Source organism: Pseudoduganella sp. jia 9 (assembly GCF_055502615.1).
Map to the genome: position 1 here is coordinate 175,962 of NZ_JBUPWE010000007.1, position 14,141 is coordinate 190,102.

Below are 14,141 nucleotides of genomic sequence, written 5' to 3' on the forward strand. Positions count from 1 at the left end.
GCATCTTTCTGGCCACCATGGGGCTGATCGCCTATGAAATCATTTCGGAAAGCCGTGGTGGCAACGGCAAACTGACTGACCGCTATCACGACGAATAGCGTACGCTGCTTTTCAAGCAAGCAAGGCCCCGTGGCAGCCCGTAGCGATACGGTCTGCGGCCGGGGCCTTTGTCATTTCCGCAATACGGTCAGAAAAACTGGGGACGTACCCTGGTTTTCAGGCAACTTACCGGAGACTGGCGAGCTGGCTTGAGCGCTGGATCGAGCTCTGTTTCCCGGAAACAGGGGTACGTCCCCAGTTTTTAGCCCAGCAAATCCAGCAGCGTTCCTGTCCCGCCCATCTGCTCCTGCATCGTATAGAGCTGCGCCAGCGCCTGCGCCTGCGCGGTCAGCGACTGCGCCATCCGGTCGCGCCGGTCGTTCAGCACGTCGAGGTCGCGCGTGGTGCGGTCCTGGGCGCGACGGATCAGGCCGCTCTCGGCCGTCAGCGTGCCCAGCCGCTGGTCGATGCGGTCGGCGAGGCCGCCGCCTTCGTTGGTGAACAGCCGGGCGATGGCTTCGGGATCGTCGGCGATCGCCGCTTTCAGCTTCACCTCGTCCAGCACCAGCTTGCCGCCGGCATCGAGCGACAGCCCGGCGTCCGCCAGGGCACGGGACGCGGAACCGGCGCCGCCGATCCGCATCAGCCCTGTCAGTTGCGCGGAGACGCGCGACAGGGCGTTATCGCCGCGCAGCGCGCCGTCCTGCAATACCCCCAGCGAGTCGGACAGCGTGTTATAGCCTTGCACGAAGGCGGCCACGTTCCTGGCGATCTGGCTGCTGTCCTGGCTGATCGCCAGCCTGGTCTGGCCCTTGCCGGTCAGCGTCAGCGTCACGCCCTCGATCGCATCGGCGAGCGTATTGGTGCTGCTGCGGATTTCATTGCCGGCCACGGTCACGAGCGCATCCTGCGCGGCCTGCGCCTGCGTCATGCCGCCGGCGCCCGGCTTCTCGGGATCGAAGCCGATCGCCGCCTTCAACGCCGCATCGCCGGTGACGCTGATCGACAGCGTCTGCGTGGCGCCCTCCTTGCCGTTGACCTGCAGCGCGTAGCCGCCACCGGAGCGCACCACGGTGGCGTTCACGCCGGCATCCTTCAATGCGGCGGCGATGCCTTCGAGCGTATTGTTGCTGCTGTCGATCGTGACGGTACGCGCGCTGCCGGCCGTGGCCTGGAAGCCATCCTTGCCCACGCTGCCCCACTCGAGCTTGACGCTGGCCGCCGTGCCGCTGCCGACCGTGGCGCCCGCCGTCGCCTGCACGCCGCTGTTGAGCACCTGGCCCTGGGCCAGCTGGCGCACATCGACTTCATAGCTGCCCGGCTTCGCGGCGGCATTCGTGGTGGCGGTCAGCACGCCGCTGACGGACGTCGAAGCGGAAGTCGACAGCCCGGCGCCGGCCAGGCTTTCGGCCAGCGTCTCGAACACATCGAGGGCGCTCTGCAGCTGGCCCAGCCCGGACAGGCGGGTTTGCGTGCTCGCCAGGCTGGCATTGAGCAGGTCGATATTGCCGCGCTGGCCCGCCAGCGCCTGCTGGACGCGCGCCGCCACGGTGGGCGACAGCGTGGCGCCGCTGGTCTGCAGGCCGGTGACGGTGCCGGGCGAACTGATGCCGTACAGCGTGGTGAACGGATTGGTTCCGTATTGCGCGGCAAGGATGGCGCTGGCGTTTGTAACCATGGGTGACCTCCGATGTCGGACTATTATGATCCCATCGGCGCGAGGAATCAAAAGCGGCGAACAGAACGGGACATGCCCCGTTGTCTTCCGGTTAAGCCATCAGCGCATGAACTTGGTGATCGCGGCCGTGGCTTCGGCGTTCAGCGGCAGGAACACGAAGCCCACCTTGAATTCGTCGCCGGAGAAAATGCAGTGACTGACCTTGGCGCGGCAGGTGATGATCTGCGGCTTGCCATCGACGAGCATCTCGAAGACTACCTGCCCCGCCTGGCCCGGCTCGACTTTCGTGCCGCTCGTGACGGACATGCCGGCCAGGCCGAGATCGAAGGTACGCGCCGGCGCCGGCGCGGCGCCATCGATGACCACCATTGCTCTCACGCGCAAGATCTTGCGCGCCCCCTGCCTTTGATCGACTAACACTTATGAATCCTCGTTGACAATGACGACGGCCGGCAAGGCCGGCCGTCTATTTTACTGTGCAAAGACCAATCTTGCAGGGCTGTCACCGCGCAGCCCGGGCCAGCGTCACTGCAATTCGCGCAGGCGCGTGAAGGCATCGTCGATGCGGTCCACGCCGATGATGGTCATGCCTTCGATCGGCTGCTTCGGCGCGTTGGCCTTGGGGATCATGGCGATCGAGAAGCCCAGCTTGGCCGCTTCGCGCAGCCGCTCCTGGCCGCGCGGCGCCGGCCGGATCTCGCCGGCCAGGCCCACTTCGCCGAACACCACAAAGCCACGCGGCAGCGGCTTGTTGCGCATCGACGAATTAATCGCCAGCAGCACGGCCAGGTCGGCCGCCGGTTCGGTGATCTTGACGCCGCCCACTGCATTGATGAACACGTCCTGGTCGAAGGCGGCGATGCCGGCATGCCGGTGCAGCACCGCCAGCAGCATGGCCAGGCGGTTCTGTTCCAGGCCCACGGACAGGCGGCGTGCATTGGGCAAGTGGCTGGCATCGACCAGCGCCTGGATTTCCACCAGCAGCGGGCGCGTGCCTTCCTGCGTCACCATCACGCACGAACCGGGCACCTGGTTGTCGTGCTGCGACAGGAACAGAGCGGAGGGATTCGATACGCCTTTCAGGCCCTTTTCCGTCATCGCGAATACGCCCAGCTCGTTGACGGCGCCGAAGCGATTCTTGATCGCCCGCACCAGGCGGAAGCTGGAATGCGTGTCGCCTTCGAAGTACAGCACCGAATCGACGATGTGTTCGAGCACGCGCGGCCCGGCCAGCGCGCCTTCCTTGGTCACGTGCCCCACAAGGATGATCGTCACGCCGGTCTGCTTGGCCACCCGCGTCAGCTGCGCCGCGCATTCGCGCACCTGCGCCACCGATCCGGGGGCGGACGTGAGCGCGTCCGAATACAGCGTCTGGATCGAGTCGATCACGGCCACCTGCGGCTTGACGGTGTCCAGCGTCTGCAGGATCTTTTCCAGCTGGATCTCGGCCTGCAGCTTGAAGTCCTTCGCGTCGATCGCCAGCCGCTTGGCGCGCAAGGCGATCTGCGCGCCGGATTCCTCGCCCGATACATACAGCACGCTCTTCAACAGCGACAGGTTGGCCAGTGCCTGCAGCAGCAATGTCGACTTGCCGATGCCGGGATCGCCGCCGATCAGCACCACGCCGCCGGCCACCAGGCCGCCGCCCAGCACGCGGTCGAATTCCTCGATGCCGGTGCCGAAGCGCGGCACGTCGAGCGCCTCGATCTCGCTCAGCGACAGTACCGGCGCGGTCTGCGCCAGTGCCTGGTGCGACTGCGACATGCGGTTCACGCCGCCCGTCTCGATCACCGATTCCACCATCGTGTTCCACTGCCGGCAGGCCGGGCACTGGCCGGTCCACTTGCTGCTGGTGCCGCCGCATTCGCTGCACACGTACTGCGTCTTCGCCTTGGCCATCAGTCTTCCCTCACCTGCACGCGCTGCGCCACCGCGCACATCAGTTCATAGCCGATCGTGTCGGCGGCCGCGGCCACGTCGTCGATCGGCAGGTCTTCGCCCCACAGCACCACCCGGCTGCCCACGCGCGCATCGATGCCGGTCAGGTCCACCGCCATCATGTCCATCGATACGCGGCCCACGGTGCGGGTGCGACAGCCATCCACCACCACCGGCGTGCCGGTCGGCGCGTGGCGCGGGTAGCCATCGGCATAACCGCACGCCACCGTGCCGATGCGCATCGCGCGGTCGGCTTCGAAGCGGCTGCCGTAGCCGACGAAATCGCCGGCTTCGATCTGCTGGATGCCGATCAGTTCACTTTCCAGCGTCATCGCCGGCCGCAGCCCGAAGTCCGCGGCGCTGCCGCCGCCCGGCGTGCCGCCATACAGCATGATGCCGGGACGGATCCAGTCGCTGACCAGTTCCGCGCCCAGTTCCTGCATGCGCAGCACGCCGGCCGAATTGGCCAGGCTGCGCGGCGCATCCAGCCCCGCCGCGCCGGCATCGAAGCGGCGGATCTGCTCGCGGATCGGCAGGCACTCGTGCGCCGCCTCGTCGGCATTGGCGAAATGCGTCATCAGGGTGATCCGTCCTACATGCGGGATGGCGCGCAGCCGCGCATGAGCGGCGGCGTACTCGGCGGGCTGGAAGCCGAGACGGTTCATGCCCGTATTCATTTTCAGGTGCACGTCGACCGGCCGGGCCAGCGGCGTGCGCTCCAGCAGCGCGATCTGCTCCAGGCAATGGGCCGTGCCGTCCAGGCCGTGCTGCGCCATCGCATGCAGGTCGGCCGCGTCGAACCAGCCTTCCAGCAGCAGGATCGGCTTGCTCCAGCCCATCTCGCGCAGGCGCACCGCATTGTCGAATTCGATCAGCGCCAGGCCGTCGGCATCGGCAAAGCCGCGCAGCGCGCGCTGCAGGCCATGGCCATAGGCATTGGCCTTGACCACGGCCCAGGCCTTCGCGCCCGGCGCGCAGGCGCGCGCGCGGGCCAGGTTATGCTGCATTGCAGCGACGTGGATGGTGGCAACGATCGGCCTGGGCATGGCGGGAGCGGACGAAAATACGCCTGAAATGTGAAGCGGGCATTTTACCGCACACGCTCCCTTAGGCGGAGCTTAAGGGAGCGTGTGCGGCAGCCGCGAAGGCCGGCGCCTGCACGGCTTCCGGTCAATCGAACGACCATTCAGATTGCCCAGCCGTTTTCTTTGGAAAGCATATCTTTCATGGTATAAAGCAAGCCGATATCGGTTTTAAGGCCCTTCCACAATGAATCGTGGTTTCTACACCATCATGGCGGCGCAGTTCTTTTCGTCGCTGGCGGACAATGCATTGCTGTTCGTCGCGATCGACCTGCTGATCACGATGAAGTCGCCGGCATGGATCACGCCGCTGCTGAAATTCCTCTTCGTGCTGTTCTATGTGCTGCTGGCCGCATTCGTGGGGGCCTTTGCCGACGCGCTGCCCAAGGGCCGCGTCATGTTCATCGCGAACCTGGTCAAGATCTTCGGTTGCGCATTGCTGTTCTATGAAGTGCATCCGCTTGCCGCCTATGCGATCGTGGGCATCGGCGCGGCCATCTATTCGCCGGCCAAGTACGGCATCCTGACCGAACTGCTGCCACCGGAAAAACTGGTGGCCGCGAACGGCTGGATCGAAGGCCTGACCATTTCCTCGATCATTCTCGGCACCGTGATGGGCGGCGCCCTGGTCAGCGACCGCGCCGAAACGATCATGCTGGGCTGGAATATCGGCATCGACAATCCCGCCTACGGCGCACTGATGATCGTCGGCGTACTGTATATCTGCGCCGCGCTGTTCAACCTGCGCATTCCGCTGACCGGCTGCGTGTATCCGCACCAGGAGCGCAATCCGGTGCGCCTGATCGAGGACTTCGCCAATTGCTGCATGATCCTGTGGCGCGACAAGCTGGGCCAGATCTCGCTGGCCGTCACCACGCTGTTCTGGGGCACCGGCGCCACCCTGCAGTTCATCGTGCTGGAATGGGCCAAGCAGGCCATGGGCATGAGCTATGAAAAGGCCACCACCATGGTGGGCCTGGTGGGCCTGGGCGTGACCGTGGGCGCCATCATGTCGGCCAGGATGATCACGCTGCGCAAGTCGCTTTCCGTGATCCCGCTCGGCATCGCGATGGGCTTCATGGTGATGACGATGGCCTTCATCCACACCCCGATGATCGCCTACCCGATGCTGATCGTGATCGGCGCGCTGGCCGGTTTCTTCGTGGTGCCGATGAACGCCCTGCTGCAGCACCGCGGCCATGTCCTGATGAGCGCTGGCCACTCGATCGCCGTGCAGAACTTCAACGAGAACCTGTCGATCCTGACGATGCTGGCCATGTATTCGCTGATGCTGCGCATGGACCTGGCCCTGAACACGATCATCGTGCTGTTCGGCCTGTTCCTGTCCGGCACGATGATCGCCATCAAGCGGCTGCACATGGCCAACCAGCGCGAGCACGATTCGCTGGCGCTGATCGGCGAGCACAAGCACTAGAAACCGCTATCGGCACCTGTTCCGCCTGGCGGAACAGGCGTCCGGCGCTGTCTACGCCGCCGGCTTTTCCCCGGTCACTCTCCTGAGCGCCGCCCGCGCCGGCCAGTCGTCGCGCACGATGAAGGCGCGCGCCTGCTCCAGCAGCCAGCCGTCTTCTTCGCGCACCGAAGCCACCATCACCGGTGACGGATCGGCCGCGAACTTCTCCGCCAGCACGGCCGCAAGGCCGGCACGGCCCGACGGCTGCGGCCCGGCGTCGGCCGGCACCTTCAACGGTGCCAGCCACTGCAGGCGCGGCATGACCACGAAGCGCTCGCCCGTTCCCGCCGCTTCACCGGCGAAGCCGGCCAGCGTGAGCCACCGCCCCCGGCAGTGATCCGGCGTGACGCCGGGGATGACCGGCACTGGATTTTCCACGTCAGCGTCCGCCTCGGCGGTCACCGGATCGGCCACCGGATCGGCCACTTCGGCGGCCGGATAAAACAGCCAGCCCTTGACGAGCGCCTGCGCCGCGGTCACCGGTCGCGGCAGCACATCGAGCGCGGCCGGATGTTCCGCCAGCGCCAGCTGCTGCTCGAAGATCTTGCGCATCTTGCGGCCCAGCGTGTCGCCCAGGTTCGGCCCCACCAGCAAATCGTAATCGCTGGTGGCGGCGCCGCTGTCCAGCAGGTAGAACTTGGTGGCGAATTCGATGTGGCGCAGGCCGCCATCCGGCTCGTCGAGCAGGAAGTCGAATTCGCCCACGGTCTCCTGGCCACCCTTGTTGCCCCGGTGCGCGGCACGCACCTGCAAGCCGTGCGCGGCAAGCAGGCCCCGTTGGGCAAAGTAAAAGGCCATCAGCTTTTCGGCATACAGGCCGAGGCGCGAATAGAAGCGGCCGCCCAGCGCGGCATCGAGCGGTGCCGGGTCGGCCTCGAGTGCCGCCAGCCATGCGGCGACATCCGGCGCGACCGGCTCCGTCGACGCGATGCGGCCCTGCCAGCAAGGCGTGTCCGCGTCGAGCAGTCCGGGTGCGTCGAGCAGCCACGCCAGCGCCCGCACGTGCGGGCGCGTCAGGTGCCGCCAGCGTCGCTCGAAGCGCGTCTGGAACGTGGCATCGATGCCGGTATCAGCGCCGGCCGGCATGGGCGGAGCGCGCCAGGCACAGGTCGGCCCAGGCCCTGGCCTTGTCCTCCGGCTTTTTCAGCAGGTCGGCCGGATGGAACGTGGCAACGACGGGCAGTTCGCCACCCGGGTGATCGAAGCGCAGAACCTTGCCGCGTGCCGCCATGCCGAGCAGGCCCTTGGCGCTGACACCCCCGAGGGTCAAGCCCAGGGCGGCCCCCGTCAGCGCCAGTTCGCGCTGCAGATAGGGCCGGCATGCCGCCAGTTCGTCGGCAGCGGGCAGGCGGTCGGCGCCGTCGTCCGCCGCCGGCCGGCATTTCACCAGCGTGGTGACATACGCGCCCCGCTCCGTCGACAGGTCCACCGCGCGCAGCATGTTCTGCAGCAGCTGGCCGGGCGGCCCGGCGAAAGGCTGTTCGGCCTTTTCGTCGGCGGGCGAAGGCGCGAGGCCGAGCACGAGCCAGCGCGCATGCTCGTCGCCGCTGCCCGGCACGGCGGCGCGGCGCGTTTCGCACAGCCTGCAGCGCGTGCAGCTGCGCACGGCGGCCTGCAGTTCCGGCCAGTCCATCGCCGCGATCTCCGCGTCGGTGGCGGCGCCGCGTTCGGGCGTGCGCTGCACCGGCGCGGCCGGCACGGCGTCGAACCACGATGTGTCTTCCGCGGCTTGCGCCGCCTCGGCTTTGGCACGCGGCGGTGCCGCCTGTTTCAGCGTGGGCGGTTTTGGCGGCGGTGCCGGGGCATCGTCGAACCAGGCGGTATCCTCGGCCGAAGCAGCCGGGGATGGGGCCGCAACCGGGGCTGGGGCTGGGGCTGGGGCTGGGACCGAAGCTGGAGCTGGTGCCGCTGGAGCTGGGGCCGCTGCGGCAGCGCCAGCGCGGACAGGCGGCGGCGGAGCCGGTACGGCCGGTTCAGGCACGGCAGGTTCGGCCGCCGCCTGCATGACGGCTGCAGGTGCTGCGCCGGCAGCCGTCCCGGACTGCTCTTCGTGGCCGGCACGGCCGCGCAACAGCCAGCGCGGGCCGAGCCCCATCTCCTGCAGGACTGCGCTGCTGCGCTGCGTCAGGCGCATGATACGGTCAGTCATAAGGCAATCCGCATCACGATGGCATCCTCGCGCTTGCCGTCGGCGGCCGGATAATACCCCTTGCGGCGGCCGATCTCGGTGAAGCCGTAGCGGCGGTAGATGTCGAGCGCGCGCACGTTCGAGGGCCGTACTTCCAGCAGCATCGATTCCATGCCGAGGCCGCGCGCGCAGGCCGCGGACTGGTTCAGCAGCAAGCGCCCGAGGCCCTTCCCTTGCCAGCGCGCCGCCACCGCCACGTTCAGCAGGTGTGCCTCGTCGACGACGGCCATCACGAGGAAGTAGCCGATCAGCTCGCGCAACGGATCGCGCAGCACCCAGCCGTGATAGCCGTTCTTCAGCGAATCGGAGAAATTGGTACGCGTCCACGGATGCGGGTACACGTCATGCTCGACGGCCACCACTTCGTCCAGGTCGCCCTGCTGCATCGGCTCGTAGACCAGGCGCGCCAGGTCCCAGGTGGGCCGCTGCGTCATGCCTTGCCTCCGGACTGCTGCGCGGCCGGCGCCTCGTTCATCGCGGTCCGCTCGGCCTTCGTGTACGCCACCTTGTTGCGCAGGTAGAGCGGCTGCGCCGCGGCGGCCGGCACGCCCTGCCCGGCCGTGAATGCCGCCGCGCCCAGGCGGGCCACCTGTTCGGCATGCGGCAGCACGGCCGTATCGGCGCCGGCGGCGAACGGCCGGTCCGCGAAGGCTTCCGGGTAGGCCTTGAAGCCGTTGCCGCAGGCCAGCGGCGCGCCCAGCGGGGCCACGCCGGCCGGCGCCGACAGCGCCGCCGGCAGCACCGGTATCGGCAAGTGCGCCGGCGCCCCGGTGGCGGCATCGTCCGCATCGCTGTCAAAACGGTACTGCGCCCAGTACACCTCGTTCATGCGCGCATCGAGCACGGCCAGCACATCGGCGGCGCCATGCCGCTCGCGGCAGGCCAGCGCCATGGCGTCGAGCGTCACCACCGGCACCAGCGGCAGGCCGGCGCCGAAACCCAGCCCCTGGGCGATGCCGCAGGCGGTGCGCACGCCGGTAAACGACCCGGGCCCGGCCCCATAGGCGATCGCGTCGCAATCGGCCAGTGCAAGGCCTGCCTCGGCCAGCAATTCCTGCACCATCGGCAACAGCGAGGCCGAGTGCGTGCGCACGCCATCGGCGCTGCGCGAGCTCAGGCGGCCACCGTGCAGCAGCGCGCAGGAGGCCAGTTCAGAGGATGTTTCAAGGGCAAGGATGGTGGGGGAAGACGTAGACATAAGCCGTATTTTACCTTGCGCGACGGCCCCGGCCCAGCCATCGCGGACACGGCAGCGACGCGGGCGACGCTGTACAATGCTGCCCATGCACAGCACAACCCTACTCGCCGACAACCGCGCCGAAGTGGCCGCCGCGCTGGCGCAGGACCGCCTGGTCGTGGCGTGCCTGTGCGCCGCATGGTGCGGCACCTGTTCCAGCTACCGCACCGCCTTCGAGGAACTCGCCGCGCGCCATCCGGAAAAATATTTCCTGTGGGTCGATATCGAGGACCATGCCGACCTGGTGGGCGACCTCGACGTGGAAAACTTCCCCACGCTGCTGATCCAGCGGCATGAAACCGTGGCGTTCTTCGGCACGATGCTGCCCGACCCGAAAGTGGCCAGCCGGCTGATCGACACGATCGCCGCCACCGGCGACGAGGAGCTCGACCGCCAGGCCGGCAGCACCGCCGAACGCCGCCAGTGGCAACGGCAATGCAATTTGCGGCAGCTGATGGGCACCGCCTGAATCATCGCGGCGCGTACCCGGGCACTTTGCGTACCTGCAGCTCGGCCGCCGACAGTTCCCGCCCGTCGGCGGTGCGCAGCGCCAGCTCCCGCGCGCCCAGCGTTTCCCCGTTATCCCGCCGCACCAGCACCGAGTGCGCTTCGCCGGGCGCGAACAGGTGCAGCTCCCCCCAGCGGCGCAACGCGACGATCAGCGGAAACAGATCCTGCCCTTTCGCGGTCAGCACATATTCCTGGTAGGCCGAGCCGTCCGACGCGGGCTGGCAGGCGAGAATTCCGTCCTCCACCAGAAGGCGCAGCCGGTCGGCCAGGATATTGCGCGCCACGCCGAGGCTGCGCTGGAAATCGCCGAACCGCCGCACGCCATCGAACGCATCCCGCACGATCAGCAGCGCCCAGCGCTCGCCGACCAGGTCCACGCCCCGCGCCACCGGGCAAGGTTCGTCCCGCTTGCTCTTCCTGACTGCCATTGCCTGCCTCCCGCATAAGTAGTTGCATTTTAAAACTACAAGCAGTACGCTTCAACTAGTTTTTATTTGCAACCAGTTTGGAGAAGCCATGCATTTCTCGACCACCCGCCTCGCTCTGCTAGCGGGCTCGGCCGCACTGTGCGTCGCCAATGTGTACTACGCGCAGCCGCTGCTCGACCTGATCGCGGCCGACCTGGCGCTGGAGCACGCGGCGGCCGGCGGCATCGTCACGGCCACGCAGGTAGGCAGCGTGCTCGCCCTGCTGTTCCTGGTACCGCTGGGCGACCGGTTCGACCGGCGCCGCCTGCTGCTCGCGCAACTTGCCGCCCTGGCACTTGCGCTGGCCGGCATCTGGGCGGCCGAACGCACCGCGCCGCTGCTGGGTGCGATGCTGCTGGCAGGCCTGCTGGGCACCGCGATGACGCAGGGCTTGATCGCCAGCGTGGCGGCCAGCGCGGACGAGGGCGAGCGGGGCCGCGTCGTCGGCGCCGTGCAGGGTGGCGTGGTACTCGGCTTGCTGGGCGCCCGCGCGGCGGCCGGGGCGATCGCCGACCTGGCCGGCTGGCGCGCCGTCTATGCGATATCGGCCGTGTCGACGGTCGCGATCGCCGGCCTGCTGTGGCACGCATTGCCCGCCTTGCCGGCGCCGGCGCGGCCGCTGCCGTACCGGCAGCTGGTCGGATCGATGGCGGCGCTGCTGCGCAGCGACCGGACGTTGCGCGAGCGCGGCATCATCGCGCTGCTGATGTTCGCGGTGTTCAACATCTTCTGGAGCGCGCTCGCGCTGGAGCTGGCTGCGCCGCCCCATGCCTTGCCGCACACGGCGATCGGCGCGTTCGGCCTGGTCGGGCTGGTCGGCGCGCTGGGCGCCATGCGCGCCGGCCGCCTGGCCGATCGCGGCCATGGCGAGCGGCTCACCGGCGCGGCGCTCGTGCTGCTGTGCCTTGCCTGGCTGCCGCTGGCCTTTACCCCGGCGTCGCTGCTGGCACTTGCCGCGGGCATCGTTGCACTCGACCTGGCGGTACAGGCGCTGCACGTGACCAACCAGAGCCTGATCCTGCGCGGCGGCGCGGCGCCCGGCCGGATGGTCGGCTGCTACATGCTGTTCTATGCCGCCGGCAGCGGTGCCGGCGCACTGGCTGCCACGGCCGCCCATGCCGCCGGCGGCTGGCCGCTGGTGTGCCTGCTCGGCGCCGGCGTCAGCATCGCGGCGCTGCTGTACTGGCACGTCTGCGCACGCCAGCCTGCCACGTGCCGCGCAGCCGGCTGAGGCGCCCCGCCACCTCCCTCAGGTCAGCCGCAGCGGCAGGCTGCGCAGCCGCTGGCCGGTCAGCCTGAACACGGCATTGGCCACTGCGGGCGCCACCGGCGGCACGCCGGGCTCGCCCACGCCTTCCGGCGGCGCGCCGGACAGCACGATCACCGTGTCCACGTGCGGCACCTGGCCCATCCGCAGCACCGGATAATCGCCGAAATTCGACTGCTGCACGGCGCCGCCTTCGACCGTGATCGCGCCCTCCAGCGCTGCCGACAGGCCGAACGCCACCGCCGACTCCATCTGCTGGGCGATATGGCCCGGGTTGACGGCCAGCCCGCAATCGATCGCGCACACCACACGGTGCACGCGGATCGCACCGTCCCGCACCGAGACCTCGGCAACCTGCGCCACGATCGTGCCGAAGCTCTGGTGCAGCGCCACGCCGTGCGCCCGGCCGGCGGGCGGCGTGCCGGCGGCGCGCACCGCCGCATCGAGCACCGCAGTATGACGCGGATGCCCGAGCAGCAAGGCACGGCGGAACGCCACCGGGTCCTTGCCGGCAGCGTGCGCCACCTCGTCGATGAAGCTCTCCTTGAAGAACGCGTTGAAGGAATGTCCCACCGAGCGCCAGTTGCCCAGCGGGACCGCGCTGTCCACGGCGACGTGGGCGATGCGCTGGTGCGGGATCGCGTACTGCATGTCGTAGGCGCCTTCGACGGTGGTCTTGTCCGGCCCCGCTCCCGGCAAACCGAGATTGCGCCGCGTGTACTGGCCCGTCAGCGCACCGCCCGCGCCGATGAAATCCCAGCTCTTGATCGTGCCCGAGGCGTCGAGCGTCGCGGCCAGGCGCGCCAGCGCCGCCGGCCGGTAGACGTCGTGGCGGATATCCTGCTCGCGCGTCCAGATCATCTGCACCGGCAGGCCCCGGCATTCGCGGGCAATGGCGACCGCCTGCGCCACCATGTCGCCCTCGAGCCGGCGGCCGAAGCCGCCGCCCAGCAGGTGTTCGTGCAGCTCGACCTGCCCGCGTTCCACCCCGGCGACGGCCGCGGCAATGTCGATCGCGATCGACGGCGCCTGCGTCGACAGCCACAGCCGCACCTTGCCCCCGGCCACCTGCGCCGTGCAGTTGACGGGTTCCATCGCCGCGTGCGCCAGGAACGGCACGCTGTATTCGGCGCCGATCACGCGGCCCTGGGCCTGCGCCTCCGCCACATCGCCCCGGCTGAAATACACATGGGGCTCCGCGCCATCGGGCGCGGCATGCAGTTCGCCGCGCAATTCGTCAACGATCCGCTCGCTCGACAGCATCGCGTGCGGCCCGGCATCCCAGCGGATCGCCAGCGCCTCGGCGGCCGTCTTCGCCTGCCAGAACGTTCGCGCGACAACTGCCACGCCGGCCGGGGCGCCCGCCGGCCCGCCCAGCCCCCGGTTGAACGCGTTGCTGATGTCGATCACGCTCAGCACGCCCGGCAGGCGCAGCACGTCGGCCGGATTGATGCCGGCAATCGTGGCGCCAAGCGCCGGCGCCATCCGCAATGCGGCGTACACCATGCCCTCCGGCCGCGCATCGATGCCGAAGCGGGCAGTGCCGTCGACCTTGGCGCGTGCCTCGCGCCGCGGCACCGGGCGCCCGATCAGCCGGAACGCGTGCGTTTCCTTCAGCGTCACGTCGCCCGGGTGTTCGCTCGCCGCGGCCGCGGCGAAACTGCCATACGTGGCGCGGCGCCCGCTGGCATCGTGGAACAGTTCGCCGTCGGCGGTGCGGATGCCGTCCGGCGCCACGCCCCAGGCCCGCGCGGCCGCCGCGACCAGCATGCCGCGCGCGGCGGCGCCCGCCTCGCGCATCGGCAGCCATGCATCCTTGACCGAGGTCGAGCCGCCCGTGAGGCTGATGCCCAGTTCGCGCGCCACCTTGGCCAGCGTCCAGCGCGCGAATGCCTGCGTGTTGCCGGTATCGTCGGGATGGAATGGCAGCGCATCGCGAATGGCCGCGATATTGGCGTAGATCTTGTCCGGCGGCGCGGTGGCGATGCGCACCCGGGCCAGCGGCATGTCCAGCTCTTCCGCCACCAGCATCGGCAGCGCGGTATGCACGCCCTGGCCCATCTCGGCACGCGGCACGATGACGGTCGCGGTGTTGTCCGCCGCCAGCGCGACCCAGCCGTTCAGCGCCACCGCGCCGCCGTCGAACACCAGCGGCTGCGCCGCGTGCAGCCGCTGGCGCGGCGGCAGCGCGCCCCAGCCGACGACGAGCGTGCCGGCCGCCGCGGCACCGGCCAGCAGGAAGCGGCGGCGCGTCATGCGAC

At 68.9% G+C, this 14,141-nt stretch carries 13 protein-coding genes; 3 read left to right on the forward strand and 10 right to left on the reverse strand.

Going from position 1 to position 14,141, the window contains the following annotated elements:
* Positions 1 to 301: 301 nt before the first annotated feature.
* From fliD to alr, 4 genes are all read right to left on the reverse strand, one after another.
* Positions 302 to 1,717: a flagellar filament capping protein FliD gene (gene fliD, locus ACY34H_RS10485; RefSeq protein ID WP_464977433.1), complete on the reverse strand. Its 1,416-nt coding sequence runs from the start codon at positions 1,715 to 1,717 to the stop codon at positions 302 to 304.
* A gap of 99 nt (positions 1,718 to 1,816) precedes the next feature.
* The gene (locus ACY34H_RS10490; protein WP_464977434.1) at positions 1,817 to 2,137 is read right to left on the reverse strand and encodes a PilZ domain-containing protein; all 321 of its coding nucleotides are present in this window, start codon (positions 2,135 to 2,137) and stop codon (positions 1,817 to 1,819) included.
* Between the two features lie 105 nt (positions 2,138 to 2,242).
* Entirely contained in the window at positions 2,243 to 3,616 is a 1,374-nt protein-coding gene (gene radA / locus ACY34H_RS10495) for a DNA repair protein RadA (RefSeq protein ID WP_137311886.1), read from the reverse strand.
* Positions 3,616 to 4,701, reverse strand: a complete 1,086-nt coding sequence (gene alr / locus ACY34H_RS10500) for an alanine racemase (RefSeq protein ID WP_464977435.1) — start codon at positions 4,699 to 4,701, stop codon at positions 3,616 to 3,618. The genes radA and alr overlap by 1 nt, the downstream gene beginning before the upstream one ends.
* A 223-nt stretch (positions 4,702 to 4,924) precedes the next feature.
* Between alr and lplT the strand changes: the two genes are divergently transcribed.
* Positions 4,925 to 6,172, forward strand: a complete 1,248-nt coding sequence (gene lplT, locus ACY34H_RS10505; protein WP_464977436.1) for a lysophospholipid transporter LplT — start codon at positions 4,925 to 4,927, stop codon at positions 6,170 to 6,172.
* A gap of 51 nt (positions 6,173 to 6,223) precedes the next feature.
* Here lplT and ACY34H_RS10510 read toward each other — a convergent pair whose 3' ends face one another.
* Genes ACY34H_RS10510 through tsaB form a run of 4 tightly spaced genes read right to left on the reverse strand, consistent with a single transcriptional unit; the run spans position 6,224 to position 9,597 of the window.
* Positions 6,224 to 7,297, reverse strand: coding sequence for a DUF1853 family protein (locus ACY34H_RS10510; protein WP_464977437.1), 1,074 nt, complete (start codon positions 7,295 to 7,297; stop codon positions 6,224 to 6,226).
* Positions 7,281 to 8,360: a uracil-DNA glycosylase gene (locus tag ACY34H_RS10515; RefSeq protein WP_464977438.1), complete on the reverse strand. Its 1,080-nt coding sequence runs from the start codon at positions 8,358 to 8,360 to the stop codon at positions 7,281 to 7,283. Before ACY34H_RS10515 ends, ACY34H_RS10510 begins: the two co-directional genes overlap by 17 nt.
* Positions 8,357 to 8,833, reverse strand: a complete 477-nt coding sequence (rimI, locus tag ACY34H_RS10520; RefSeq protein ID WP_464977439.1) for a ribosomal protein S18-alanine N-acetyltransferase — start codon at positions 8,831 to 8,833, stop codon at positions 8,357 to 8,359. Before rimI ends, ACY34H_RS10515 begins: the two co-directional genes overlap by 4 nt.
* On the reverse strand, positions 8,830 to 9,597 hold the full coding sequence (tsaB, locus tag ACY34H_RS10525; protein ID WP_464977440.1) for a tRNA (adenosine(37)-N6)-threonylcarbamoyltransferase complex dimerization subunit type 1 TsaB: 768 nt from the start codon (positions 9,595 to 9,597) through the stop codon (positions 8,830 to 8,832). The genes rimI and tsaB overlap by 4 nt, the downstream gene beginning before the upstream one ends.
* A gap of 85 nt (positions 9,598 to 9,682) precedes the next feature.
* Between tsaB and ACY34H_RS10530 the strand changes: the two genes are divergently transcribed.
* Positions 9,683 to 10,105, forward strand: coding sequence for a thioredoxin family protein (locus ACY34H_RS10530; RefSeq protein WP_464977441.1), 423 nt, complete (start codon positions 9,683 to 9,685; stop codon positions 10,103 to 10,105).
* A 1-nt stretch (position 10,106) separates the two neighbouring features.
* Here the strand turns inward: ACY34H_RS10530 and ACY34H_RS10535 are convergent, their stop codons facing one another.
* On the reverse strand, positions 10,107 to 10,574 hold the full coding sequence (locus ACY34H_RS10535; RefSeq protein WP_464977442.1) for a winged helix-turn-helix transcriptional regulator: 468 nt from the start codon (positions 10,572 to 10,574) through the stop codon (positions 10,107 to 10,109).
* 88 nt (positions 10,575 to 10,662) lie between these two features.
* On the opposite strand from ACY34H_RS10535, the gene ACY34H_RS10540 reads away from it, so the two are divergent.
* A complete protein-coding gene (locus tag ACY34H_RS10540) occupies positions 10,663 to 11,844 on the forward strand; it encodes an MFS transporter (protein WP_464977443.1) in 1,182 nt (393 codons plus the stop codon).
* An 18-nt stretch (positions 11,845 to 11,862) separates the two neighbouring features.
* Here the strand turns inward: ACY34H_RS10540 and ACY34H_RS10545 are convergent, their stop codons facing one another.
* A complete protein-coding gene (locus ACY34H_RS10545) occupies positions 11,863 to 14,136 on the reverse strand; it encodes a xanthine dehydrogenase family protein molybdopterin-binding subunit (RefSeq protein ID WP_464977444.1) in 2,274 nt (757 codons plus the stop codon).
* Positions 14,137 to 14,141 lie beyond the last annotated feature (5 nt).